General features: G+C 65.1%; 20 protein-coding genes and 1 riboswitch. Of the genes, 12 read left to right on the top strand and 8 right to left on the bottom strand.

Going from position 1 to position 24,259, the window contains the following annotated elements; all coding sequences use genetic code 11:
* Positions 1-27: 27 nt before the first annotated feature.
* The 4 genes from lpdA to pdhA are packed head-to-tail and all read right to left on the bottom strand — an operon-like array spanning position 28 to position 5,157.
* Complete coding sequence (gene lpdA / locus DEF76_RS07865) at positions 28-1,428, bottom strand: dihydrolipoyl dehydrogenase (protein ID WP_114911862.1); 1,401 nt, start codon at positions 1,426-1,428, stop codon at positions 28-30.
* A gap of 21 nt (positions 1,429-1,449) precedes the next feature.
* Positions 1,450-2,745 (bottom strand): pyruvate dehydrogenase complex dihydrolipoamide acetyltransferase, encoded by a 1,296-nt coding sequence (locus DEF76_RS07860; RefSeq protein ID WP_114911861.1) that lies wholly within the window; start codon positions 2,743-2,745, stop codon positions 1,450-1,452.
* An 11-nt stretch (positions 2,746-2,756) separates the two neighbouring features.
* Positions 2,757-4,115, bottom strand: a complete 1,359-nt coding sequence (locus tag DEF76_RS07855; protein WP_114911860.1) for a pyruvate dehydrogenase complex E1 component subunit beta — start codon at positions 4,113-4,115, stop codon at positions 2,757-2,759.
* Position 4,116: 1 nt separating this feature from the next.
* A complete protein-coding gene (pdhA, locus tag DEF76_RS07850; protein WP_114911859.1) occupies positions 4,117-5,157 on the bottom strand; it encodes a pyruvate dehydrogenase (acetyl-transferring) E1 component subunit alpha in 1,041 nt (346 codons plus the stop codon).
* A gap of 406 nt (positions 5,158-5,563) precedes the next feature.
* Between pdhA and DEF76_RS07845 the strand changes: the two genes are divergently transcribed.
* The 10 genes from DEF76_RS07845 (at position 5,564) to DEF76_RS07800 (ending at position 16,076) form a co-directional block, all read left to right on the top strand.
* On the top strand, positions 5,564-6,946 hold the full coding sequence (locus DEF76_RS07845) for a methyl-accepting chemotaxis protein (protein WP_162800548.1): 1,383 nt from the start codon (positions 5,564-5,566) through the stop codon (positions 6,944-6,946).
* A 92-nt stretch (positions 6,947-7,038) separates the two neighbouring features.
* Positions 7,039-7,425 (top strand): outer membrane protein assembly factor BamE, encoded by a 387-nt coding sequence (locus tag DEF76_RS07840; RefSeq protein WP_114911857.1) that lies wholly within the window; start codon positions 7,039-7,041, stop codon positions 7,423-7,425.
* A gap of 2 nt (positions 7,426-7,427) precedes the next feature.
* Positions 7,428-7,871: a hypothetical protein gene (locus DEF76_RS07835; RefSeq protein ID WP_114911856.1), complete on the top strand. Its 444-nt coding sequence runs from the start codon at positions 7,428-7,430 to the stop codon at positions 7,869-7,871.
* Between the two features lie 212 nt (positions 7,872-8,083).
* Complete coding sequence (locus DEF76_RS07830) at positions 8,084-8,923, top strand: FAS1-like dehydratase domain-containing protein (protein WP_205216144.1); 840 nt, start codon at positions 8,084-8,086, stop codon at positions 8,921-8,923.
* A 71-nt stretch (positions 8,924-8,994) separates the two neighbouring features.
* Positions 8,995-9,843 (top strand): MBL fold metallo-hydrolase, encoded by an 849-nt coding sequence (locus DEF76_RS07825; protein WP_114911854.1) that lies wholly within the window; start codon positions 8,995-8,997, stop codon positions 9,841-9,843.
* Between the two features lie 13 nt (positions 9,844-9,856).
* A complete protein-coding gene (locus DEF76_RS07820) occupies positions 9,857-10,519 on the top strand; it encodes an MBL fold metallo-hydrolase (protein WP_114911853.1) in 663 nt (220 codons plus the stop codon).
* A 306-nt stretch (positions 10,520-10,825) separates the two neighbouring features.
* Positions 10,826-11,665, top strand: coding sequence for a lytic transglycosylase domain-containing protein (locus tag DEF76_RS07815; RefSeq protein ID WP_240319240.1), 840 nt, complete (start codon positions 10,826-10,828; stop codon positions 11,663-11,665).
* 162 nt (positions 11,666-11,827) lie between these two features.
* Entirely contained in the window at positions 11,828-12,667 is an 840-nt protein-coding gene (locus DEF76_RS07810) for an arginyltransferase (RefSeq protein WP_114911851.1), read from the top strand.
* A 284-nt stretch (positions 12,668-12,951) separates the two neighbouring features.
* The gene (locus DEF76_RS07805) at positions 12,952-14,673 is read left to right on the top strand and encodes a Hint domain-containing protein (RefSeq protein WP_114911850.1); all 1,722 of its coding nucleotides are present in this window, start codon (positions 12,952-12,954) and stop codon (positions 14,671-14,673) included.
* Between the two features lie 50 nt (positions 14,674-14,723).
* Positions 14,724-14,939, top strand: a riboswitch (cobalamin riboswitch).
* A gap of 69 nt (positions 14,940-15,008) precedes the next feature.
* Positions 15,009-16,076, top strand: a complete 1,068-nt coding sequence (locus DEF76_RS07800; protein WP_114911849.1) for a HoxN/HupN/NixA family nickel/cobalt transporter — start codon at positions 15,009-15,011, stop codon at positions 16,074-16,076.
* A 58-nt stretch (positions 16,077-16,134) separates the two neighbouring features.
* Here the strand turns inward: DEF76_RS07800 and DEF76_RS07795 are convergent, their stop codons facing one another.
* Positions 16,135-18,186: a glycosyltransferase family 2 protein gene (locus DEF76_RS07795; protein WP_162800546.1), complete on the bottom strand. Its 2,052-nt coding sequence runs from the start codon at positions 18,184-18,186 to the stop codon at positions 16,135-16,137.
* Positions 18,187-18,446: 260 nt separating this feature from the next.
* On the opposite strand from DEF76_RS07795, the gene DEF76_RS07790 reads away from it, so the two are divergent.
* The gene (locus tag DEF76_RS07790) at positions 18,447-21,575 is read left to right on the top strand and encodes a glycosyltransferase (protein ID WP_114911847.1); all 3,129 of its coding nucleotides are present in this window, start codon (positions 18,447-18,449) and stop codon (positions 21,573-21,575) included.
* A 23-nt stretch (positions 21,576-21,598) separates the two neighbouring features.
* Here the strand turns inward: DEF76_RS07790 and DEF76_RS07785 are convergent, their stop codons facing one another.
* From DEF76_RS07785 to DEF76_RS07775, 3 genes are read right to left on the bottom strand one after another with little or no spacing between them, the layout of a single operon-like run.
* The gene (locus DEF76_RS07785; protein WP_114911846.1) at positions 21,599-22,183 is read right to left on the bottom strand and encodes a YqaA family protein; all 585 of its coding nucleotides are present in this window, start codon (positions 22,181-22,183) and stop codon (positions 21,599-21,601) included.
* Positions 22,180-22,542 (bottom strand): MerR family transcriptional regulator, encoded by a 363-nt coding sequence (locus DEF76_RS07780; RefSeq protein WP_114911845.1) that lies wholly within the window; start codon positions 22,540-22,542, stop codon positions 22,180-22,182. Before DEF76_RS07780 ends, DEF76_RS07785 begins: the two co-directional genes overlap by 4 nt.
* Entirely contained in the window at positions 22,539-23,456 is a 918-nt protein-coding gene (locus DEF76_RS07775; protein ID WP_114911844.1) for a DnaJ C-terminal domain-containing protein, read from the bottom strand. Before DEF76_RS07775 ends, DEF76_RS07780 begins: the two co-directional genes overlap by 4 nt.
* Positions 23,457-23,626: 170 nt before the next feature.
* Here DEF76_RS07775 and DEF76_RS07770 point away from each other — a divergent pair, with 170 nt between their 5' ends.
* On the top strand, positions 23,627-24,187 hold the full coding sequence (locus DEF76_RS07770; protein WP_114911843.1) for a fasciclin domain-containing protein: 561 nt from the start codon (positions 23,627-23,629) through the stop codon (positions 24,185-24,187).
* Positions 24,188-24,259 lie beyond the last annotated feature (72 nt).

Genomic DNA, 24,259 nt, shown 5'->3' with positions numbered 1-24,259 from the left:
AAAAAAGAAGCAAAAAAATTTTCCGCGTTAGAAATGAATCGCTCGGCCATAGGCGTCGAGCACCGATTCCGCCATCGCCTCGCTCACCGTCGGGTGCGGGAACACCGTCGCCATCAGTTCCGCCTCGGTGCTTTCGAGGGTGCGGGCGATCGCGAAGCCCTGAATCATTTCCGTCACTTCCGCGCCGATCATGTGGGCGCCGAGCAATTCGCCGGTTTTGGCGTCGAACACGGTTTTCACCATCCCCTCCGGCTCGCCGAGCGCAATCGCCTTGCCATTGCCAATGAAGGGGAAGCGCCCGACGCGAACCTCGCGCCCGGACTCCTTGGCCTTGGCCTCGGTCAGTCCCACCGAGGCGATTTGCGGGCGGCAATAGGTGCAGCCGGGGATATTGCTCGCATCGAGCGGATGGACACCTTTGACGCCGGCGATTTTCTCGACACAAACGATACCCTCGTGGCTCGCTTTGTGAGCAAGCCAGGGCGGGCCGGCAAGGTCGCCGATGGCATAGATACCAGGAACATTGGTGCGGCAAAATTCATCGATCACGACATGGGTTTTCTCAACCCGTACGCCGGCCTCGGCAAGCCCGATCGCCTCGACATTGCCGACGATGCCGACCGCCGAGATCACCCGATCGACGGTGATTTGCGAACTCTTGCCGCCGGCCTCGATCTCGACGTTGACGCTATCGGCCGTCTTTTTCGCGCCCTTCACCGTCGCCTTGGTGAGAATCGTGATGCCTTGTTTCTCGAAGGCCTTTTGCGCGAATGCACTGATTTCGGCGTCTTCCACCGGGAGAATGCGATCGAGCACCTCAACCACCGTCACCTCGGCGCCAAGGCTACGATAAAAACAGGCAAATTCGATGCCGATGGCACCCGAGCCGACGACCAGAAGCCGCTTGGGCAGCGTCTTCGGCACCATCGCATCCTTGTAGGTCCAGATCAGCTTGCCATCGGCTTCCAAGCCAGGGAGTTCGCGCGCCCGCGCCCCGGTCGCGAGCACGATATGCGGCGCCGTGAGGGTCGCGACCGGCGTGTCGTTCTTGGTGACCGCGAGCTTTCCCGCGCCCGCCAGCCGGCCGGCACCATCGAAGACGGTGACTTTGTTTTTTTTGAGCAGATGAGCGACGCCGGACGAAAGCTGCTTTGCGACCGCGCGCGAGCGCGCAACCACTTTGCCGAGATCGAAGCGAACATTATCGGCGGCGAACCCGAATTCCGGAAGATGGTGCAGGATGTGATTGATTTCGGCGGCACGCAACAGCGCTTTCGTTGGGATGCAGCCCCAGTTGAGACAAATGCCGCCGAGATGCTCGCGCTCGACCACCGCGGTTTTCATGCCGAGCTGTGCTGCGCGGATCGCCGCGACATAGCCGCCGGGCCCGCCGCCGAGCACGATCAGATCAAAGGAGGTGTCAGCCATTTTCGGCTCCCGTTCGGAGTGTCAAAGCATCAGGCTCAGCGGATCCTCGATGATCGCTTTGAACGCTGCGAGCCATTCGGCGCCGAGCGCGCCATCGACGACGCGATGATCGACGCTGAGCGTGCAGGTCATCATCGTCGCGATGGCAATCGCATCACCGCGAACCACCGCGCGCTTCTCTCCCGCGCCGATTGCGAGGATCGCGCTTTGCGGCGGGTTGATGATCGCCGAAAACGCCGTGATACCATACATGCCGAGATTGGAAATCGAGAAGCCGCCGCCCTGGTATTCCTCTGGCTTGAGCTTGCCGGCGCGTGCCCGCCCGGCGAGGGCTTTCATCTCGTTGCTGATCGCGGCAAGGCCTTTGTGATCGGCGCCGCGAATGATTGGGGTAATCAAGCCATCCGGAATCGCGACCGCGACGCTGATATCGACGTCGCGGTAATAAGCAATACCGTCTTCGGTGAAGCTCGCATTGACACGCGGGACGCGCCGCAGCGCAATCGCCGCCGCTTTGATGATCAGGTCATTGACCGAAAGCTTGAAGGCGCCAGGCCCCTCTTTCGGCGCTTTCGCGTTCAGCGTGGCGCGGAGATCGAGCAAGGCATCGAGCCCGATATCGAGCGAGAGATAGAAATGCGGGATCTGCTGCTTCGCTTCACTCAAGCGCCGGGCAATGATTTTGCGCATCGAGGAATGCGGCACGAGTTCGTGCGGCGCGGTGATCGCGCCGGCGCGCGGCGGCGGAGGCGCCGCTGATGCCGGCGCGGTATCGGAAGCTGCGGCGCTCGGTTTACGGAGAGCCGCTTCGATATCGGCCTTGACGATGCGCCCATTCGGGCCACTGCCCGAAAGCGTTGCAAGATCGATCCCAGCCTGCAGCGCCATACGACGCGCGAGGGGGGAGACGAAAATCCGCTCGCCGTGATCCGCGCTGACTGTCGCGGCTGGTTTTGCGGATTGGGAGGCCGGCTGCGCGGGCGCCGGCGCGGCGTCTTGGCGCGTCTCTTTCGCATTACCGGGCGCATTACCGGGCGCCGCTGGCGGCGCATCAGTTTGCGCCGGTACTTTTTCGCCCTCGGCGACGAGGATCGCGATCGGCGCGTTGACCTTGACCCCGGCGCTGCCTTCGGGGACGAGAATCTTGCCGAGCACGCCTTCATCGACGGCTTCGACCTCCATCGTCGCCTTGTCGGTCTCGATTTCGGCGATGACGTCACCGGCGCGAATGTCGTCGCCTTCTTTTTTGAGCCAGCGCGCCAGCGTGCCCTCGGTCATGGTCGGTGACAAGGCCGGCATCAGGATGTTGGTGGCCATGATTTTCTCCCTCAGCCCATGCCGCGGACGGTTTTGCGCACGGCCTCGATCACCCAATCGGGCTGCGGCAGCGCCAGTTTTTCGAGATTGGCGGCATAGGGCAGCGGCACATCGACACCATGGACACGCATCGGCTGCGCATCCAGCCAATCGAAACAGTGTTCGATCACCTGCATCGCGATCTCGGCGCCGATGCCGGCGAAGGGCCAGCCTTCTTCGACGGTCACCAGACGGTTGGTTTTTTTGACGCTAGCAACGATGGTTTCGATATCAAGCGGGCGCAGCGTGCGAAGATTGATCACCTCGGCCTCGATCCCTTCGCCAGCCAGCGCTTCGGCCGCGGCGAGCGCGGTGCCGACGGTGATGGAAAACCCGGTGATGGTGACGTGCTTGCCTGGCCGCTCGATTTTCGCCCGCCCGAGCGGCAGCACGAAATCCTCGGCGGTCGGGCAATCGAAGCTGTGGCCATAAAGGATCTCGTTTTCGAGGAAGATCACCGGATTGGGATCACGGATCGCGGCGCGCAAAAGACCCTTGGCATCGGCCGCCGACCACGGGGCGACGACCTTGAGGCCGGGGACATGCGCATACCAGCTCGCATAGCATTGGCTGTGCTGGGCTGCGACCCGGGACGCCGCCCCATTGGGGCCGCGAAAAACGATCGGGCAGCTCATCTGCCCGCCCGACATATAGCGTGTCTTGGCGGCGGAATTGATGATCTGGTCGATCGCCTGCATCGCGAAGTTGAAAGTCATGAATTCGAGGATCGGCTTCAACCCGGCCATCGCCGCACCGACCGCAAGCCCGGTGAAACCGTGCTCGGTGATCGGCGTATCGATCACCCGCTTTTCGCCGAATTCCTCGAGCAGGCCTTGGCTGATTTTATAGGCGCCCTGATACTGCGCGACCTCTTCCCCGAGCAGGAAGACATCCGGATCGGCTCGCATTTCGGCGGCCATGGCGTCGCGGAGCGCCTCACGAACAGTAATTTTCTGCACAGGCCCCCAATCTTTCTCTTCCGCCGCGGGTTGCGCCGCCGCGGCCGGGGGGGTTGGTTGGGCTGCAGCCGGGGATGGGGGGGAAGGCCTCGCGGCCGGCGCTGCTTTCGGCGCGGCGTCGGCGGCTTCGCCATCGCTGCCGAGAAGAGCGATCGGCGTATTCACCGCAACCCCCTCGGCGCCTTCGGGGACAAGAATTTTGCCGAGCACGCCTTCATCGACGGCTTCGACCTCCATCGTCGCCTTGTCGGTCTCGATCTCGGCGATCACGTCACCGGCACGGATCGCATCACCTTCTTTCTTGAGCCAGCGGGCGAGCTTGCCTTCGGTCATCGTCGGTGACAGTGCCGGCATGAGGATTTCCGTTGCCATGTCACGCCTCCGCCAGAACGTCGGTCCAGAGTTCCGCGGGATCGGGCTCGGGCGAAGCTTGCGCGAAATCCGCCGCCTCCTGGATCTGCTTTTTCACCGCGTCATCGATCGCTTTGAGTTCGCTCTCCTCGACACCGAGATCGGCGAGTTGCTGGCGGGCGTGATCGATGCAATCGCGTTCGCTACGCATTTTCTGAACTTCCTCGCGCGAGCGGTATTTCGCCGGATCGGACATGGAATGGCCGCGATAGCGGTAGGTTTTCATCTCGAGGAGATAAGGCCCCTCACCGGCGCGGCAATGGGCGACGGCGGCCTTGGCGGCGGCATGGACGGCCGTCACATCCATCCCGTCCACCTGGGCGCCCGGAATCCCCCAGGGCGTGCCATTTTTCGAGAGATCATGCGAGGCGCTGGAGCGTTCGACGCTGGTCCCCATGCCGTATTTATTGTTCTCGATGACGAACAACACCGGCAGTTTCATCAGCGCGGCGAGATTGAAGCTTTCATAGACCTGGCCCTGGCTTGAGGCACCCTCACCGAAATAGGTCACGGCGACGCGATCATTGCCGCGGTAGTGATTAGCGAAAGCGAGCCCGGTGCCGAGGCTGACCTGAGCGCCGACGATGCCATGGCCGCCAAAGAAATTCTTCTCGCGCGAGAACATATGCATCGAGCCGCCCTTGCCGTGCGAATACCCGTCGCGCCGCCCGGTGAGTTCGGCCATCACGCCCCTCGGGTCCATGCCGGTCGCCAGCATGTGGCCGTGGTCGCGATAGCTGGTGATCACCTGATCGCCCGCCGAGAGCGCCATCTGCACCCCGACCACCACCGCTTCCTGGCCGATATAGAGATGGCAAAAGCCGCCGATCAGACCCATGCCATAAAGCTGGCCGGCTTTTTCCTCGAAGCGGCGGATCAGCAACATGTCGTGATAGGCGGAAAGGAGAGCGTCACGCCCCAACCCCGCCGCCGCTTTGCCGCTGCTTCCCGTGCCGCCGCTTCCCTTGCCGCCGCGTTCCGCGATTTTCGCCGATCGCGCCATCGCCGCACCCCCTGCCTTGACGTGTTTATGCAATCCCCGGAGACCTAGCCCGGACCCTGGTTCGCGGCAAGCGCAAACTGGCAAAAACCCATTATGGTGCAGTGCGATAGGAAAAATTAACCGAAATCAAGTTAATCATTTGCCGCGCCGGGATTTCGCGCCCGCGTGCGGTCAGGAGATTGCGCGAGCCGCGTGGGCAACGCAGGTTTCAATCGCAAGGCCAGACGGCGGCGCAGCAAGATTGCCGGAATTTTTTGCGGCCAGCCGCATCGCGCCCACAGCGGGGCGCCGACCCGCAGCAGCGTTACCTCTCAACAATCCGTTTATTCTTTCGCGTTATCGTTGCGTTCGCAGCCACATGCGGCCGCTTCGGTCTCGCCGTAAGGGTCTCCTTGTAAGGATAGCCATGTCACGTCCGTTCCGCCTCTTTACCAATCCCTCCCCACCCCCACGCGCCTTGCCGATACCCGCAACCCCCGAGACGGTGGCGCCCGAGATCGCCGCTTTCCTCACAGCACTTGGCGCTGGGCGTTTCGACAATCCCGTCCCGGCGCCCGCGACCGCGCTCGGGCGCGCGCTCGGCGAAGTGCAAGCAGAACTCGCCGCGCGCGCCCGCGACGAGGCCGACGCGGTGGTAGCAACCTCGCAAAACGCGACCGAACTCAACATTCTTCTTATCCGCCTGCTCACCCCCTTGCGTGAAACCAACGTCAGCGCGCAAGCCATGTCGGCGGCGGTGGAGGAGATGGTGGCTTCGATCCGCGAGATCGACCGCGCCTCGGGCCACACCGCCGAGAGCACCGTGGATGCGCGCGCGGCGATGTCGGAGAGCCTCGGCCATGCCGAGCGCGCGGTCGGCGCGTTTCAGGCTCTCGCGGCTCTGGTGCAGGAGGCCACGCGCGATGTCGCAGCACTCGCCGATGCCTCGCGTGAGATCGGCGGTATCGTCCACGCGATCGAGCGGATCGCAAGCCAGACCCAGCTTCTCGCGCTGAACGCGACGATCGAGGCGGCGCGCGCCGGCGAAGCCGGCAAGGGGTTCACCGTCGTCGCCAATGAGGTGAAAAACCTCTCGCAGCAAACCGCGAAGGCGACCGAGGACATCCGCACCCGCATCGATGGCCTGCTTGGCCGCGTGACACGGGTGAACGCGGTGATGGCGAGCGGCAACGAGATCACCGCCGAGGGCCGCGCCACCATCGACGCCTTGAACCAAGGCATGGCGACCGCCAGCGGCAAGCTCGAAAACATCAGCGCGTTGATGACCAGCAATGCGAGCATCTTGAGTCAACAGATAAGCGCGATGCAGGAATGCTCGCTGCATGTTCTCGGCGTCGCGGACATGGCCACGCGCAATCTTGAGGCGATGGAAGCGGTCGCGCAGGCGGCGGACGGGCTGGAGGCAGCGATTTCGCAGCAGATGGGAAGGGTCGCAGCGGCGGCGTTTGACGGCAAGGTGATCCGCCTCGCCAAGGCCGACCACGTGATCTGGAAACGCCGGCTAATCGCCATTGCCACGGGCCGGGCGCACCTGAAAGCCGCGGAACTCGCCGATCATCATGGTTGCCGGCTCGGCAAATGGTACGAGAGCGAGGCATCCCTGCCCTATCGCGGCCACCCCGCTTTCGCCACGCTGGAGGCGCCGCATCGCCGGGTTCATGAACACGGCAAGCGCGCGGCGGCCCTGTTCGAGGCCGGCAAAATCGATGAGGCACTCACCGAGATCGCGGCGGTGGAAGAGGCTTCGGTCGAGGTTCTTCGCTGCCTCGATGCGTTGCAGCAAGGCTAACTGGTCTCGCCGCGCGACTGCCCCGGGGCGCTCTGGCGCGCCGCCAAAGCCGCGCCATATAACCTGGCAGGCAAGAAGCAGGAGCGAGCCGCATGCGCAAGCGTCGGGGAATAGCGTCTTACGCCGCCATCATCTGGGCGACGCTGGCCCTCGCGGGCTGTGCCGCCTCACGCGCCGATCTCGACCCGCCGCTCCATGCCGATGCGCTGACGGCGATCAAACCCGGCCAGACGACGCAGGCGCAGGTGATCGCCCTGCTCGGCCAGCCGCAAGTGATCAAGGCGGTCGATGGCCAAGTGCTGTTTCATTATTATCATTACACGCTCAAGCACGAGACGTTTCTGCTGTTCTCACGCGTGAACATCGCGGGCGATGATATCTACGTCTTCTTCGACAAGGCCGGGATCGTGCAAAACATCGTCTCCGGCAACCGCACCGATGGGCTGAAATTCCAGTTCTGGCCCTTCGGGAAGGACTAGCCGTGGTTTCCGCCCGGCGCCTCGTCTTTGCCCTCGCTGGCCTCGCCGGCCTCACCGCCGCTGGCTGTTCGCCGATCACCTGGACGCGGACGACGCTGAACCAGCCGATCCACCCCGCCGATATCGCGTTCATCACCCCCGGCCACACCCCGTGGCGCGACGTGACGGCGCGCCTCGGCGCCCCATCGGCGATCGACCCCGGCGCCGAAGGCTTCATCGCGCGCTATTTCTTCTATGACGCCGCCGATTTCGACGCCGATCTCGGCACCCCGCTCGATTATGTCGGCCCGATCTCGCGCGCCCCGCACGAGCTTGACACTGGCGGCACCGGCATCGGCGGCGATGTCCTCACCGTGGTGGTCGATCACAGCGGCGTGGTCACCCTCGCCGCCCTCTCCCACGCCGACAAGACCGCCCATTTCAACCCGCTACCCACCGACCATTAGAGCAAGGTAGGTTTTGATTGAACCATCCTGTTCAATCAAAACCGGCCAACTTGCTCGCCAAAATAGGTGTAGAGCGCGATCGACTTAAACCGATCGTGCTCTAGGCCGCGAGCGAGCGGCTTCTGGTCAATAGGCGCGGCATCGGCTACCCGTTTGGGGATGGTGCTGGCGGACGCGGCCGGCGCCAACCGAGAATGATAAGGACGGACAGCATGGCGTATGAGGAATTCATCGGCCGCCGCGAAGAACACCGCGACGAGGTCTCGGCGGCCGCTATCGCCAGGCTCGCCGCGACCCTCGATCTCGCGCCGGAGGAAGTGGCGCCGGGCGGGTTTCTGCCGCCGCTCTGGCATTGGATGCTGTTTCAAACCTGGGTGCCGGCCGCGGCGCTGGGGCCGGACGGGCATCCGCGGCGCGGCGGCTTCCTGCCCCCGATCCATGAGCTGACACGGCGGATGTGGGCCGGCGGGCGGGTGGTGTTGCGCGCCCCGCTCGCCGCCGGCACCGCGATCCGGCGCACCAGCACCATCCTCGCGATCCGTGAGAAAAGCGGCGGCTCCGGGCGGCTGGTTTTCGTCACCGTCCGCCACGTCATCGAAGGCAGCGATGGGCCAGCGATCGAGGAGGAGCAGGACATCGTCTATCGCGGCGCGGAAGGGGCCGCGATCCGCGCCGCCAGCGCCGAGCCGCCGCCGCCGCAAGGCGCCTTCAGCCGCACCGTGACGCCCGACGCGGTGATGCTGTTCCGCTATTCGGCGCTCACCGGCAACGGCCATCGCATCCATTATGATCTCGATTATGTGACGACAGTGGAGGGCTATCCCGGCCTGGTCGTGCATGGGCCGCTGCAAGCGACATTGCTCGCCGATCTCCTCCGCCGCCATGCCCCGGCCGGGGCAAAACTCGCCAAAATCAGCTTCCGCGGCCAGCGCCCCGCCTTTGGCGGCCGCCCGTTGACCCTCGTTGGCTGGCGCGATGGCGAGGTTTATCGCCTCGAATCACGCGACCCGGAGGGGGCATGCTGCATGCGCGCGGAAGCGGAATTGGCGTGATCATTGGCAGATAGCCATTGGGACGATTATGTGTGACGATTATGTGTAAAGTGATTGGCTAAGGAGAGATCATGGCATTTTTGACCGAATCCGAGCCACGCCGCGGCGTGGCGGAACCGGTGCTTCCTGGCATTCGCCGCGTCGTCGCCGCCAATCCCGGGCCGATGACCTATCACGGCACCAACACCTATCTCATCGACACGCCGGACGGCGTGGTGCTGCTCGATCCCGGTCCCGATGACGCCGCCCATGTCGCGGCGCTGCTAGCGGCGATCCGGGCGATGCGCGAGGGTGGCCAACTGGCGATGATCCTGTTGAGCCACACCCATATCGACCATGTCGGGGCGACGGCGGCGCTCAGGGCTGCGACCGGGGCCCCGGTCGCAGCCTACAAATCCAGCCCGCACCCCGATTTTTCGCCCGATATTCCGCTCGATGACGGCGACGCGGTGGCCGGCTTCACCGCGGTTTACACGCCCGGCCATGCCGCCGATCATCTCTGTTTCGCCTGGCGAGACGGCATTTTGTTCAGCGCCGATCACGTGATGGGCTGGTCGACGAGCATCGTAAGCCCGCCCGGCGGCGATATGGCGGCGTATTTCGCGAGCCTCGAACGGCTCCTCGGGCGCGCCGACCGGGTTTATCTTCCCGGCCATGGCCCCGCTTTGCCGGCGCCGCATCCTTACGTCCGCGACCTTCTCGCCCATCGCATCGCGCGCGAAAACGCCATCGCCGCTGCCCTCGAGAACGGCCCGGCGAATACCCACGAGCTGATGACGGCGCTCTATTCCAAGCTCGATCCCATGCTGCGCCGCGCCGCCGAACGCAATGTCCTCGCCCATTTGCTCAAGCTCGAAAGCGAGGGCCGGGTTGTTCGCGATGGCGAGCGCTGGCTGACCAAAGCGACGGTCGGCGCGTAACAAGGATACCACGATGACACTCTCGGTCACGCTGATCCCGGTCACCGCGTTTCAGCAGAATTGCGCCCTGATCTCAGACCCCGAAAGCCGCCGCGGCGCGGTGATCGACCCTGGCGGCGATGTCCCGCGCATCCTCGCCGCGATCGAGAAGCTTGGCGTCACCATCGAGCAAATCCTGCTGACGCATGGCCATCTCGACCATGCCGGCGGGGCGAGCGCGCTGGCGCGGGCGCTGGCCACGGCGCAACCGGGCCGGACGGTGCCGATTGTCGGGCCCGCGGCGCAGGATCGCTTCCTGCTCGAAAACATCGCCCGCCAGGCGGCGGCGTTCGGCCTCGCGGACATGGAGGATGTGGCGCCGGACCGCTTCCTCACCGAGGGGGACGAGGTCGAGATCGCCGGTGTGCCGTTCGCGGTTCTTCACTGCCCCGGGCATACGCCCGGCCATGTCGTCTTCGTCGATCGCACCAACCGCTTCGCGGTGCTCGGCGATGTCCTGTTTCAAGGCTCGATCGGCCGCACCGATTTCCCCTATGGCGATCATCAGCAATTGCTCGCCGCGATCGCCGAAAAAATTCTCCCGCTCGGCGACGACGTGCATTTCATCTGTGGCCACGGGCCGGCCTCCCATATCGGCGCCGAACGCCGCAGCAACCCGTTCCTGCAAGGGCTCTGAGGGTTTTCCCCGCGGGTTGATGCGGCCGCCCGCACCGTCGCGCAGGCAAAAAAATGGCGGCGCTTGTGGCGCCGCCAAGTTTAGGGAGGAAACGTCCAAGAAAGCAGCAGCGCGGCAAAGCCGCATTGCTGCGGTGCACAATCTAGCCATTCGCGAGCGCCGCCGCAAGTATTTTTTTGCATTGCAGCATCGCATCACCCGCACGCCTGCCGCAAGCGCACGGCGGGCGGTGGCGTCTCAATGATTTCCTAACGATTTTCCGCCATTTTCGCCGCCATGCGACCGCGGATCTGGGTGTTGGGGCTCATGGTGAGCGCGCTTTTGGCGCCGGCGGCGCGCGCCGACATGCTGGCGCCGATGCTGCGGCCCTTGGTCGCGCCGGCGCTCGGCCTCCTCTGCCGGCAGGCGGTTGACCAGGCTGAGCGCACCCACGCCATCCCGCCGCATCTTCTGAGCGCCATCGCCCTCGTCGAAAGCGGCCGCAAGGATGCCGAAACCGGCAGCTTCTCGCCCTGGCCGTGGACGGTGAATGCCGAAGGTGAAGGGCATTTCTACGCGAGCAAAGCCGAGGCCATCGCCGCCGTCCGCGCGTTGCAGGCGCGCGGCGTCACCTCGATCGATGTCGGCTGCCTGCAAGTAAATTTGATGCATCACCCGCATGCCTTCGCGAGCCTTGATCAGGCCTTCGATCCCAACGCCAATGCCGATTATGCCGCGCAATTCCTGACCCAGCTCCACGCCCAGACCGGGGATTGGGCGCGCGCCGCAGCGCAATATCACTCCATGACACCCGAGCTCGCCTTCGCCTATCAGCGCAAGGTGATGGCGGCCTGGACCAGCGAGCAGCAGGGCCTGCCGGTGCAGCCTGCGAACCTGCTGCTCGCCGCTGCCGATGGCGCGGCGATGCGACCGGTCGGTGGCCTGCGCGGCGCCCTGCCGAGACTGCAGATGAGCCATGCGCCGCCACCCCATATCATCCCGATGGCCGCACCTGGCAGCGGCGGCGGCGGGGTCATCGCGCGCGGCATGGCGGCCGCCAGCGCCTCGGCCCCGGCCAGGCTCGGCGCTATCCCCGGCCGCGGCCTCGACGCCTATCGCGCCCACCCCGTTGCCATCGCCAGTTCCGTCAAGACCGCCTCGCCCTAACCGCCGGCAATGGGTGGCGAAAGCGTTGTCATCGGCTCCTGGTCCGGCTTGGCGGCGGTCGGCGCCGAGCGCCTCGCCACATAACATTTTCGGCCATATCGGGTTGACTCTTGCCAAACGGGGTTGACCCCGGTGTCATGCTCCGGAAACATTGGGCGTGCCATGAGCTATAAATCGCCGCGGCGACCACAGTTTTTTTATACCACCGCGCCGCTGCCCTGCCCGTATGTGGCCGGGCGGACGGAGCGGAAGCTGGTCACGGAAATCACCGGCCCCGACGCCGAGGCCCTCCATGACCGGCTCTCGCGCGCCGGCTTCCGGCGCAGCCATAACATCGCCTATGCGCCGGCCTGCCCGGGCTGTCAGGCCTGCATTGCGATCCGCATCCATGCCGCGGCATTCCGCGAGGGGCGGCAAGCGCGGCGGATCTGGCGAGCAAATGCCGCGACCGAAGGGTTCGAGGTGCCGGCGCGCGCCACCGCCGAGCAATTTCACCTCTTTCAGCGCTATCAGCAGCACCGCCATGGCGACGGCGATATGGCGACGATGAGTTTTTACGACTACCGCGCGATGGTCGAGGACACCCCGATCGAGACGTTCATCGTCGAATTTCGTGACCCCGATGACCGGCTTGTCGCCGCCTGCCTGACCGACCGGCTGAGCGACGGCTTGTCCGCGGTCTATAGCTTCTTCGCGCCCGACCTCGCCCGCCGCTCGCTCGGCACGCTGATGGTGTTGTGGCTTGTCGAGCGGGCGCGGGATTTGGATCTGCCCTATGTCTATCTCGGCTACTGGGTGCCAGAGAGCCGGAAAATGGCCTATAAGGCGAAATTCGCGCCGAGCGAGGTGCTTATCGGCGGCGTTTGGCGGCCGCTCAGCCACGAACACGATACACCCATCACCGAGGCACGTAGCCTCGCCGCGCATGACCCTGGCGTGCCGGCCGATAACGGCCCTTCCTTACCTCTCGCCGCGCGACTGCGCCCAGAAAACGCTGGTTAGAAACGCTGGTTAGAAACGCCGGTTAGATCGCTCGACAAATTTCTTTTTTGAGAAATTCGACCGTTCGAGGCAGCTTGCGTGCTTTGACCCCTTAACAAATGATTAATTTTTAGTTGACGGAGTCATTTTTTAAGTTACCATTTACCTTGTATGTTGCGTGAGTTTGGCTGACGCTCGGTGCCTCCCACGCTTTGCGCATGATCAGCTCCGGCTGAGGTTGGTGCTGGTTCGATCACGTCGCGGTCAGACGCCGTCGCCTCGAGGAACACAGAAGGAGTGAAGCCGTGAGCGGAAGCAATGTCGAAATCGTCAATGGCGGTTCCGTAGGTACTCTTTCCGCCTCGGAGACCTATAGCATCATCGCGGTGCAGCAGGAGGGAACCCTCGACATCACCTCGGGGGCGACCATCACCGTCGCCGATCTGTCCGTCCAGCAGGGCGGGTTTTCGAGTGGTTTTCCACCCACCTATTACTCTCCGGGCACGATCGTCGTCGATAACAGCGTTCTCGACAATACTGGCACCGCTGTCGTCGGGGGCGTGATCGAAGTCGAAAACGGCGGTTCGGCCAGTTTGAACCTCGCCTCCCCGACTTCGACCATCAACGGCGTCGCCGCGACTCCCGGCACCATCGACATCGTCGGGGCGAGTTCGGTCAATCTCGCCTTCTCCTCCGGCGTCACTGCCTTTGGCGGTCTTTTCGATTATGCGACCCCTGGCGGCACCGCGACCCCCGGCGGCACCGCGACCGTCAACGACATCATCGCCAATCTTGGCACCTTCGCCGATTTCGCCGCCGGTGACACGATTGACCTCAGCGGCTACGCGCAAGGCACCAGCTTCAATCTCACCAATTTGGCGAATAACGTCTACGACCTCACCGACACGATCGGCGGCACCACCTCCACCATCGCGACGATCAACGCCATCGATGGCGCAACACCGGTCTTCAACACCGCGAATGACAGCGTCACCGCCTGCTACGCCGCCGGGACGCGGATCCTGACGGTGCGTGGCGAGGTGGCCGTCGAGGATCTGCGGGTTGGCGATCTCGTCGTCACTTTCGCCGGTGGCGGCGCGCCGCTCAAGCCGGTGCGCTGGATCGGCTATCGCCATGTCGATCTCACCACCCACCCGAGCCCCGAGCAGGTGCGCCCGGTGCGGCTCGCCGCCGGCACCCTCGCCCCCGGCCTGCCGCATCGCGACCTCGTGCTCTCGCCTGGCCACGCCATCTGCATCGACGACCATCTGATCGATGTCGAGCGGCTCTTGAACGGCGTCACCGTAACCCAGGATATGGCGGCGACCAGCGTCACCTACTACCACATCGAACTCGACCAGCATGATCTCGTGCTCGCCGAGGGGGTGTTCTCTGAAACCTATCTCGACACCGGCAATCGCGGGCAATTCGCCAATGCCGGCAATGTCGTGGCGCTCCATCCCGATTTCTTGCCGCAGCAGGACAAATCGGTCGGCGCCTGCCGGCCATGGCTCACCGGCGGGCCGCGCCTTGCCGCGATCCGCGCCCGGCTGATCGGGGTGATCGAAGCGGACGGCTATCGCGTGACCGAGGCGCCCGATCTTCACCTCACCGCCGGGGCCTGGCGGGGCGAGCCCGAAACCGCCGGGGCGACGCATTTCCGCTTCACCCTGCCTCGCCTCGCCGGCGATCTCCATCTGTGCTCGCGCGTCTGGATGCCGGGCGGGCTTTCGGCCGAGAGCGAGGATATGCGCCGGCTTGGCGTGCGGGTGCGGCGCTTGGTTGCGATCGGCCCCGCCGGAAGCCGTGAGATCGCGCTTGACGATCCCGCGCTTGGCACCGGTTTTTATCCTCTGGAACGGCATGGCGAGGATGCCTGGCGCTGGACCAACGGCGAGGCCGTGATCCCGGCGCGCTTGCTCGGCGATGCGACAGGGCTTGAGGTCGTCCTTGCCGGCACCGGGTCGTATTGGGAAGCGCCGGCGGAGGATGTCGCGGTTGCGGAGGCCATGCGGCTGTCCGCCTGAGCGGGTGATGACGCCGGCTGACGCATGGATTGACGCGGCGGAAACGGCGCGTTTATCCTCCGTGTGATGGTTCCCCGGGAGGGGATCAAAAGGGAACGCGGTGCGGAAGCCCCCTAAGCCGCGGCTGCCCCCGCAACTGTGAGCGGCGAGCCGGCCACCGATAGGCCACTGGGAAACCGCCCGTGACAATGGGGCGGGATCCCGGGAAGGTGGTGGTTGGCATTTGAGCCGTAAGCCAGGAGACCTGCCATCACTGACGTCAACGGTGCCGCAGGGGGCGGGGAGTCCCTCTGTTTCTCGCGCCGAAGACAGGCGACGTCACCGAGAGAGGTCTCATGTCTTCCCATCCGTCTGAAACATCTGCCGCACATGCCGCGCCATCGCTGCGCCGGCCGATCATCGGCATCTATACCGTGCTGCTCGGCGTCAACCTCGCGGTTTGGGCGTGGGCGCTGATGCTGTTCCGCACCCAACCGGTGCTGCTCGGCACAGCATTTCTCGCTTATGGCTTCGGGCTCCGTCACGCCGTCGATGCCGATCATATCGCGGCGATCGACAACGTCACCCGCAAGCTGATGCAGGAGGGTAAGCGGCCGGTCAGTGTCGGGTTTTTCTTCGCGCTCGGCCATTCCAGCGTCGTCCTGCTCGCCGCCGCCGCCATTGCCGGCACCGCGAAGGCGCTGGCGTCACAGATGGACCTTGCAAAAAGCATCGGCGGGGTGGTCGGGACGCTGGTTTCGGCGCTATTTCTGTTCGCGATCGCGGCGATGAATTTTTTCATCCTGCTCGCGGTCTGGCGGACATTCCAAGCGGTGCGGCGCGGCGCCGCGTTTCAAGAACAGGATTTCGATCTTCTGCTCAACAGCCGCGGCCTGCTCGCGCGCTTCTTCCGCCCGCTCTTCCGGCTGATCACCAAGGGCTGGCATATGTTTCCGCTCGGCTTTCTGTTCGGCCTCGGCTTCGATACCGCAACCGAAGTGGCGCTGCTCGGCATTTCGGCAACCGAAGCCGCCAAGGGCCTCTCGATCTGGTCGATCATGGTGTTTCCGGCTTTGTTCACCGCTGGCATGTCGCTGATCGACACCACCGATGGCGTCCTGATGCTGGGCGCTTATAATTGGGCCTTCGTCAAACCGATGCGCAAGCTCTACTATAACCTCACCATCACCCTGGTTTCGGTGGTGGTCGCGGTCGCGATCGGCGGGATCGAGGCGCTCGGCCTGATCGGCGACCAGCTCGGCCTTGGCGGCTGGTTTTGGGATGGTATCGGCGCCCTTAACGACAATTTCGGCAGCCTCGGCTTCATCATCATCGGCATCTTCATCGCCGCCTGGATCGTCTCCTTGGTGATCTATCGCTACCAGGGGTTCGACGAGATCGACGTCGCTGCCGGGCAGCGGTAACGGGATGTTCATGGCCCGAGGCGCCGCCGGCGTCTCGGGCTGGGTTGATCCGGCGGCGCTAATCCTGCGCAGCAAGCAGGCTCTCTCGTGCCTGCTGGCGGATTTCGGCACGGCCGGGCCGCGCGATCGCCGGAAATGTCAGCCAGGGTTTGGGCCGGCGCGGAAACGGCGCCAAATTACGGGCACCCGAACTCAGTGAAAGATTGGGGTTCCAATAAGGATCCTGGTCGAGGGTTTCCCCCCAGCGCGCCCGCATATAAGCGATTTCCGCATAATAGCGCCGCGCCCGGTCACCGCCGAGATCCTTGCCGCGACTGGCCGATTCGAGATGGTAGAGCTCGGCGAACGGCGTCCAGAGATTGCGGTATCCGGCCGCCTGGATGCGAAGGCAAAGATCGACGTCGTTGAACGCGACCGTGAGATTCTCCTCATCGAAGCCGCCGACTTCGAGAAACACCGATGTGCGCACCGCAAGACAGGCCGCGGTGACCGCCGAGGTCGAGCGCACGAGGCGCAGGAGATCGAACGCCCCGGGCGCGTCGCGCGTCTCGTTGCAGTAATAGTGCCCGGCGACACCCTCCGGCCAGCCCATGCCGAGAATGACGCCGGCATGCTGGATCGTGTCATCGGCATAGAGGAGTTTGGCGCCGACCGCGCCGATCTCCGGCCGCAGTGCGTGTGACACCATCTCGCGCAGCCAGCCGGGCGCGATGACGTCGATATCATTGTTGAGCAGCAGCAGAATTTCCCCGCGCGCCGCGGCAACCGCCTGGTTGTTGAGGCGAGAGTAGTTGAACGGGCCTGGCATCGGCAGAATGCGCACCCGCGCATCCTGCGCCATGCGCGCATAAAGCGCCGCCGTCGCCGGCTCGCGGCTATCGTTATCGGCGATGATCACCTCGATCGCCGGATAATCGGTGCGCCGCAACACGCCATCGAGGCAGCGTTCGAGCAATTCCGCCCGATCACGGGTCGGAATAATGATCGAAACCAGCGGCGCCGGGCTCGGCAGCGGCCAGGCGATGCGATAACCGGTCTCGCCCGGCATCTCAACGACCCGCGCCGGAAGATGGTTTCGCGCGAGCACGCGGGCAACCGCGGCGCGATCATGCGCCGCCGCTTCCGCCGCCTCTCGCTCTGATCGCGTCGCCGCCGCGCGGCGATGGCAAAGCACGCTCGGAATATGGCGGATATGTGCGGCACCAGCGGCGAAAGCCGCGTCCAGAACCGTTTCATGCCAAGCCGCCGCGCAGGCGTCAGTCGGCAGGCCGCCGATGCGCGCGATCAGGCCGGCGTGGTAGGCCGTGAGGCCGGAGAGATAATTCTGCGCAAGCAGTAGATCGGGATCGAAATCCGGCTTGAAATAGGGTGCCGCGCGCCTTCCGCCAGCCTCGATCCTGTCCTCGTCGGCATAGAGCAGTTCGGCCGCGGGATGGGCGTTGATCTCGGCCACGCATTCATAGAGCGCCTGCGGCGGCAGGATGTCGCCAGCCAAAACCGGCACCAGCCAACGCGCCGCCGACGCCGTGCATGACTCTGAAAATTCGGCGCTGCCGTCATACCGCTCGGCGTCGGTGGTAATCAGGCGGAGCCGGCGATCGGCGGCAACGATGCGTTCGAGACTGCGCTGCACATGCCCCGCCGAGCTGCTGCGCGCGACGATCACCATGTGCCAGTGAGGATAGAGCTGGGCCTCGAGGGCGGCGAGGGTCGCGCGAACGGCCGCGAGAGAAACGTCATCGGCGGGCATGACAAGAAGGAAATCGGGATGGGTCGGCAATTGCTCGAGATGGTGGGTGATCGCGGCCCGATCGGTGGGCAACAGCCGATCATATTTGGCGATCCAGTTTTCGTAGGCATTGGGGTTTTTGTGTTCGAAGACCGGCATGAAAAAGCGCCGCACCGGCCGCCATACCATCCGGAGCACGGCGCCGAGAGCGCGGTTGCGCCGTGCCAGCGCCCGCCCGACCCGAATGCACGCGAGAGAGAATTCGGCGAGCGACAGAAAGCGCCGCATTCCGGCACCGCTGCCCCCCTTGCCGGTATCATTGCCGCGCTGAACGATGACGGAGAGCTTCGTCTCAGAGAACACGTGGGGTTGAAGACTCATCCGCAAAGTTTCCGTATCACGTGTGATGGCAGGCGTGTCTACCCTAGTAACACGCTCGATCGGCATAGACAAAGCAAACTTGCATCGGGCATTCCGATGGCAAAATATCGTAATTTTTTATAAAATAGAAACGCCACAAATAAAAATTATGATCATATATAAAATTTTCCAGCGCTCCCCTGCGTTGCGATCTTTCTTCCGCCGCGCCAAACTCCGCCCTCCGCCGTTCGACCGACTCCGGTGACACAAAGGCCACCTCGATGGATGACATTCTCGCCGCCGCGTCCGATGACGCGCCGTTTCACGCCTTGCCGCCCGCCTGCGCCCCTGCCTGGCTGCTCGTAGCCCGGCTGTGCCGCGACCGCGATGTCATCGCGGTGCTGACGGAGGCACAGATGGCGGCGCCGGCGGTGGCCGCGCGCGCCGCGAAGTCGCTCCATCTCATCCCCCACGGCGAGATCGCGGACGGGCGCATGACACTGGCCGCCGCCAGCGCCGACATCGTGCTGTGCCCCGCTATGCTCGCGCCGCGCGCCGATCCCGTGGCCCTGCTCGCCATCCTGCGCGCCGCTCTGCGCCCTCGCGGCCTTCTGATCACCCAGGGTGCCGACGCGGATGGCACCGGTCTCGACGGCGCCGCCGAGATGCCGCCGCCGCGCGCCTCCCTCTCGCGCGCCGCTCTTGCCGGGCTTCTTGGCGCGAGCTTTGCCCATGTCGCTTTTGTACCCTTGCGCGACGGCGCTGGCTTCGTCGCCCTCGCCAGCGATGCGCCGCTTCCCGATCTGCCGGCGGAATTATTCCTGCTCGCCGATATCGCAACCACCGACGCACGCCGCGCCGAGGCCGCGCAGGCGCGCGCCACGGCAGCGCGCGATCACGCGATGATCGCAACGATCGCCGCGCGCATCGAACGGCTGGAGGCCGAGATCTCGCGTCTTACGGCAAGAACCCTCGAGGCCGAAGGCGAAGCCGCGGCCCTCCGCGCCGATCAGGCGAAATTGCTCGCGCTCGCCGGTCTCGGCCAGCGTTTGCGGGTGGTGCAACGCGGCTATGGCGCGGCCCTTCGCCATGCCCGGCAAAGCGGCAGCCTGGCCCGCTTGCTCCGGCGTCGCGACGAGCAGAAAATCGCCGCGCTCGCGGCGAGCCCGCTGTTTGACCGCGCCTGGTATCTCACCCGCTATCCCGAGGTCGCGGCGGCGGGGCGTGATCCAGTGGAGCATTACGTCAGCGAGGGCGCCTTTCTCGGCTATGATCCCGGGCCGGAATTTTCGACGCTCGATTATTATGCCCTGCACCCCGACGTGATTTCCGCCGACGTCAATCCGCTCGAGCATTACGAGCGTTTCGGCCGCGCCGAGAATCGCGCCATCCATCCGGCGCGGCACGCGAGCGCGGCATTGCCAGAGCCGTGGGAGACGCAAGCGCCCGGGCCGCCCACGCCGGCGCCGCGCATTGCCTTCCTCTCGGGTGAGGCCGATACCCCGGGCCATACCTATCGCGTCACCCGCCTCGCCGATGCTCTGCGCGCGCTCGGTGCGATCGTCAGCGTCCATCAGCCGACCCTGAAAGACGGCAAGCCGACCGGCGGCGAACCCCTCGCCGATCGCATCGGCGTCGTCGATTTTCTGATCATCTGGCGTCTCGGCTGGAGTGCCGAGCTGCGTGATATCGTCGAGCGGGCGCGGGCGGCGGGGGCCAGGCTCGCGCTCGATGTCGATGATCTGATGTTCGACGCCGAGCACGCCTCACCCGACGTGATCGACGGGATTCGCACCCGAGGCCTCGATCCCGCCGCCGTCAAGGGGCATTTCCTCGCCGTTCAGGAAACGCTGAAAGCGATGGATTTCGCGATTACGCCGACGCATTTCCTCGCCGGCGAGGTGCAACGCTGGGCGATCCCGACCTTCGTCATCCCAAACGGCTTCGATCGCGAGAATTGGTGGCTCGCCCGCCTTGCCCGCCGCGCCCGCGCCTTGGCCGGCGGCGACGGGCTGATCCGCCTCGGCTATGCCAGCGGCACCCGCACCCATCAACGCGATTTCAAACGCGCCTCGGGGGCGGTCGCGCGGATTCTCGCCGCCCGGCCGCAATGCCGGCTGGTGCTGTTCCGCCACGGCCCCTGGCCGACCCTCGATATCGAGGAATTTCCCGAACTGATCGGCGTTGAGGATCAGATCGAGTGGCGGGCGACGGTGCCGGTCGCGGAAGTGCCGCGCGAACTCGCCCGTTTCGATATCAATCTCGCGCCCCTCGAAGCCGGCAATCCGTTTTGCGAGGCGAAAAGCGAACTCAAATATTTCGAGGCGGCGCTGGCGGGGGTTCCATCCGTCTGCTCGCCGACGGCACCCTTCCGCCGCGCCATCCGCGACGGCGAAACCGGCTTTCTCGCCGCCGACGAGGATGCGTGGCACGCGGCGCTGCTCCGTCTCGTCGATGATCCGGCGCTACGGGCACAAATCGCCGGGCGCGCCTATCTCCATTGCCTTTGGGCCTATGGTCCGGAGCGGCGGGTGGAGATGGCGGCGAGTTTTCTCGATCAGGTTTTGCGCCCGGGAAGGCGAGCGGCGCGGCAATTCGCGCTCGATGTCGCGCTCGCGGCCCAGCCCGCGCCGGCTTTGCCCGCGCTCCCCGCAAGCGACATCGTCTTCGCCCATGACACGCTCGCCCGCGGGGTCGCGACCATCGTCGTGCCGCTTTACAATTATGCTGATTACGTCGTCGAAACCCTCGCCTCGATCGAGGCGCAGACCCTCTCTGCCGTCGATCTCGTCATCGTCGACGACGCCTCGACCGATGCTTCCCTCGCGGTCGCGAAAGACTGGCTCGCCGCCCATCACCAGCGTTTCGGCCGGGCATTGCTGTTGCGCAATAGGAAGAACGCCGGTCTCGCGCTCACCCGCAATGCCGGTTTCGCGCAGGCCGAAACCCCCTATGTCATGCCGTTCGACGCCGACAATATCTTGCTGCCCGACTGCCTCAGCCGCTGCCTCGCCGCCCTCGAGGAAAGCGGCGCCGCCTTTGCCTATCCGACGATGCAGCGCTTCGGCGGCGCCGACGACGTGTTCGCGAACCTTCCCTATGACCCGATCCGCCTCGCGCCGGGGAATTACATCGACGCAACCGCGCTGGTGCGGCTCGCCGCCTGGGCGGCGATCGGCGGCTATCACGATATCCGCCCGACCGGGTGGGAGGATTTCGATTTCTGGTGCCGCCTCGCCGAAGCCGGGCTCTATGGCGTGCATGTCGATCAGCCGCTGGTGCGCTATCGCGTGCATGGCAATTCGATGCTGCGCACCATCACCAATATCGATGACAATCTCCGCACGCTGCGCGCCAAAATGCGAAAGCGCCATCCCTGGACACTGGAGGGGCGAGCGGCCGACGAATGAGCCCGCCGCGCCCTCGCCCGACATCAGCCGGGCAGAAAGCGCAACAACGCGAAGCCGAAAACGATGCCGAACGCGAGTGCGCCGGTGATGAGGCCGAGGCGGCGATCGATGAAATCGCGCGCGCGGTCGCCGAAATGGCGAAGGAGGGCGGCAATCGCGAAGAACCGCGCCCCGCGTGTCGCGAGACTGGCGGCCATGAACAACGGAAAATCGAACTGCGCGGCCCCGGAGGCGATCGTCACCAGCTTGTAGGGGATCGGCGTCAGCCCCTTGATCAGGATGACCGCAAGCCCCCATTGCGCATAGGCGGCGCGAAACCGCGCGAAGGCCGGCTCCAGGTGATAAAGCTGGAGAATGGGGATCGCGAGCCGATCGAACAGCGCATAGCCGATGCCATAGCCGAGCGCGCCGCCGGCGACACTCGCGAGCGTCGCGATCGCGGCGAGGCGAAAGGCGGCGCGCGGCCGCGCGAGGATCATCGGGATCAAGAGGGCGTCGGGCGGGATCGGGAACACGCTGGCCTCGGCGAAGGCGATCAGCGCGAGCCACCAACTCGCCCGCGGCGTCGCCGCGAGGGCGAGAATCCGGCGATAAAGTCGGCGCATCATGCGGGCGGGCTCGTCTCCGCCCGGTCGTCGGCCTCATCCTCGCCGAGCAGCGCGGCGTGCAGTGCTGCGCGAAGTTCCGGCGGCGCCGTCCGCGCCAATGCGTTGCAGAGGCGGCGCAGGCGCCGTCGCTGATCGTATAATTGATCGAGCAGCCCGAGCACCAGCGGCAGCGTCTCCTCCTCGATCCGATATTCGTGCCGCAAGACGCGAATCAGATGGAGCCGGGCGACGTCGATCTCATCGAACGCCCAGCCGCCACCCGCCTCCCGCGGGCGCACCCAGCCTTCCCTGATCCAGTGCTCGATATCGAGGCGGCTCAAGCCGGCCTCGTTGGCAACCAAAATGTCGAGAGTGATCATGCCGCGTCCTCCAGCCCGGCGCGTGGATCCCACGATGGCGGATTATGGCGATTGCGCAAAAACGCCGCGAGTTCCTCGTCCGCCGGCCCGAGCATTATATGGAGGGTAACATAGCCGTCGCCCGCCGACTGGCCACCGGACGCCGGCACGCCCTTGCCGCGCAGGCGAAGCCTCGTGCCCGTGTCCGAGCCCGGCGGAATGGTCAGCATGACCCGGCCATCGAGGGTCGGGACGGGAACACGCGCGCCGAGCACCGCTTCGCTGACGCTGACCGGGAGATCGAGATGGATATCGCGGCCGACGCGGCGAAACAGCTTATGCGGCGCGACCGTAATTTCGATCAGTGCATCGCCGGGTGGGGCATCGCCGCGGCCCGGCTCCCCCTTGCCACGCAGGCGAAGATGCTGCCCGCTTTCAATCCCGGGCGGGATATGGACGTCGAGTTCGCCGCCCTCGGGCAGCGTCAGGCGCTCGGTCGCACCCCGCATCGCCTCCAGAAACGGGATGGTGAGGGCGTAATGCCGGTCCCTGCCCCGCCGCGCGCCGCCGGCGCCGCGTGCGCCGAATAAATCGGAGAGAATGTCCCCGAGATCGTCATCATCGGCGTCGCCGGCGGCATGGCGATAGCGGCTGCCGGCAGCGCCTTCGGCGTGGGCGCGATAGGAGCGCGCGCCAGGCGGCGGCCGTTCTTGGCCGGCGGCATCGATTTCGCCACGGTCAAAGCGGGCCCGCGTCGCGGGATCGGAGAGCAGGGCATGAGCGGCGTTGATCGCCTTAAAGCGCGCTTCGGCGCCGGGATCGCCGGGGTTGAGGTCGGGATGGGAGGATTTGGCGAGCTTGAGGAAGGCGCTGCGGATCTGTTTTTCCGTCGCGTCACGCGGCACGCCTAGGATTTGGTAGGGGTCGTCAGCCAATGGCGCTCTCCCGCCGTGAGTTCAGACATTCCTGATATAGCCGCAAACCCTGCCCCACCGGAGGGGGGTGGAAAAAAAATCGCGCCCGGCCGCATCCACGGCCGCCGCTCGCCGGTATCGGTGACAGCGGCCGCCATGGCCGCGCGCTCACCAACAACAGGAGACAGTCGATGAAACGAATGATCGCGTTTTCTTTGGGAACGGCTCTGGCGTTCGCCGCCGGCGGGGCCTGGGCGGCGCAGGACAGCGTCGTCATGGTCGGCGGCCAGGCGATGTATCCCTCGAAAACGATCGTGATGAACGCAGTCAATTCCGCCGACCACACGACGCTGGTCGCGGCGGTGAAGGCGGCGGGCCTGGTCGATGCGTTGAACGGCAAAGGTCCGCTCACGGTTTTCGCCCCGACCAACGAAGCGTTCAATGATCTGCCCGCGGGCACGGTCGCATCCCTGGTCAAGCCCGAGAACAAGGCGACGCTGAACAAGATTCTCACCTATCACGTGGTCGCCGGCGATTACACCTCGACCGCGCTCCGCAAGCTGATCCTCGCCGGCAACGGCATGGCGACGCTGAAAACGCTCGAGGGCGGCACCCTCACCTTCATGATGAACGGCTCGCAGAACATCGTCATGAAGGACGAGAAGGGCAACGTCGCCGATATCACCATCTATGACGTCAAACAGGCCAACGGCGTTATTCACGTCGTTGATAAGGTGCTGATGCCGAACTGAGTTTTCTCCCCGCCGTCGCCGACGATACCCGGGAAAGCGCGGCTTTCCCGGGTTTTTCGTATCCGCCTGGCG

Source organism: Acidibrevibacterium fodinaquatile, from assembly GCF_003352165.1.
GTDB lineage: Bacteria > Pseudomonadota > Alphaproteobacteria > Acetobacterales > Acetobacteraceae > Acidibrevibacterium > Acidibrevibacterium fodinaquatile.
This window is presented reverse-complemented; position numbering and strand designations above follow the sequence as displayed.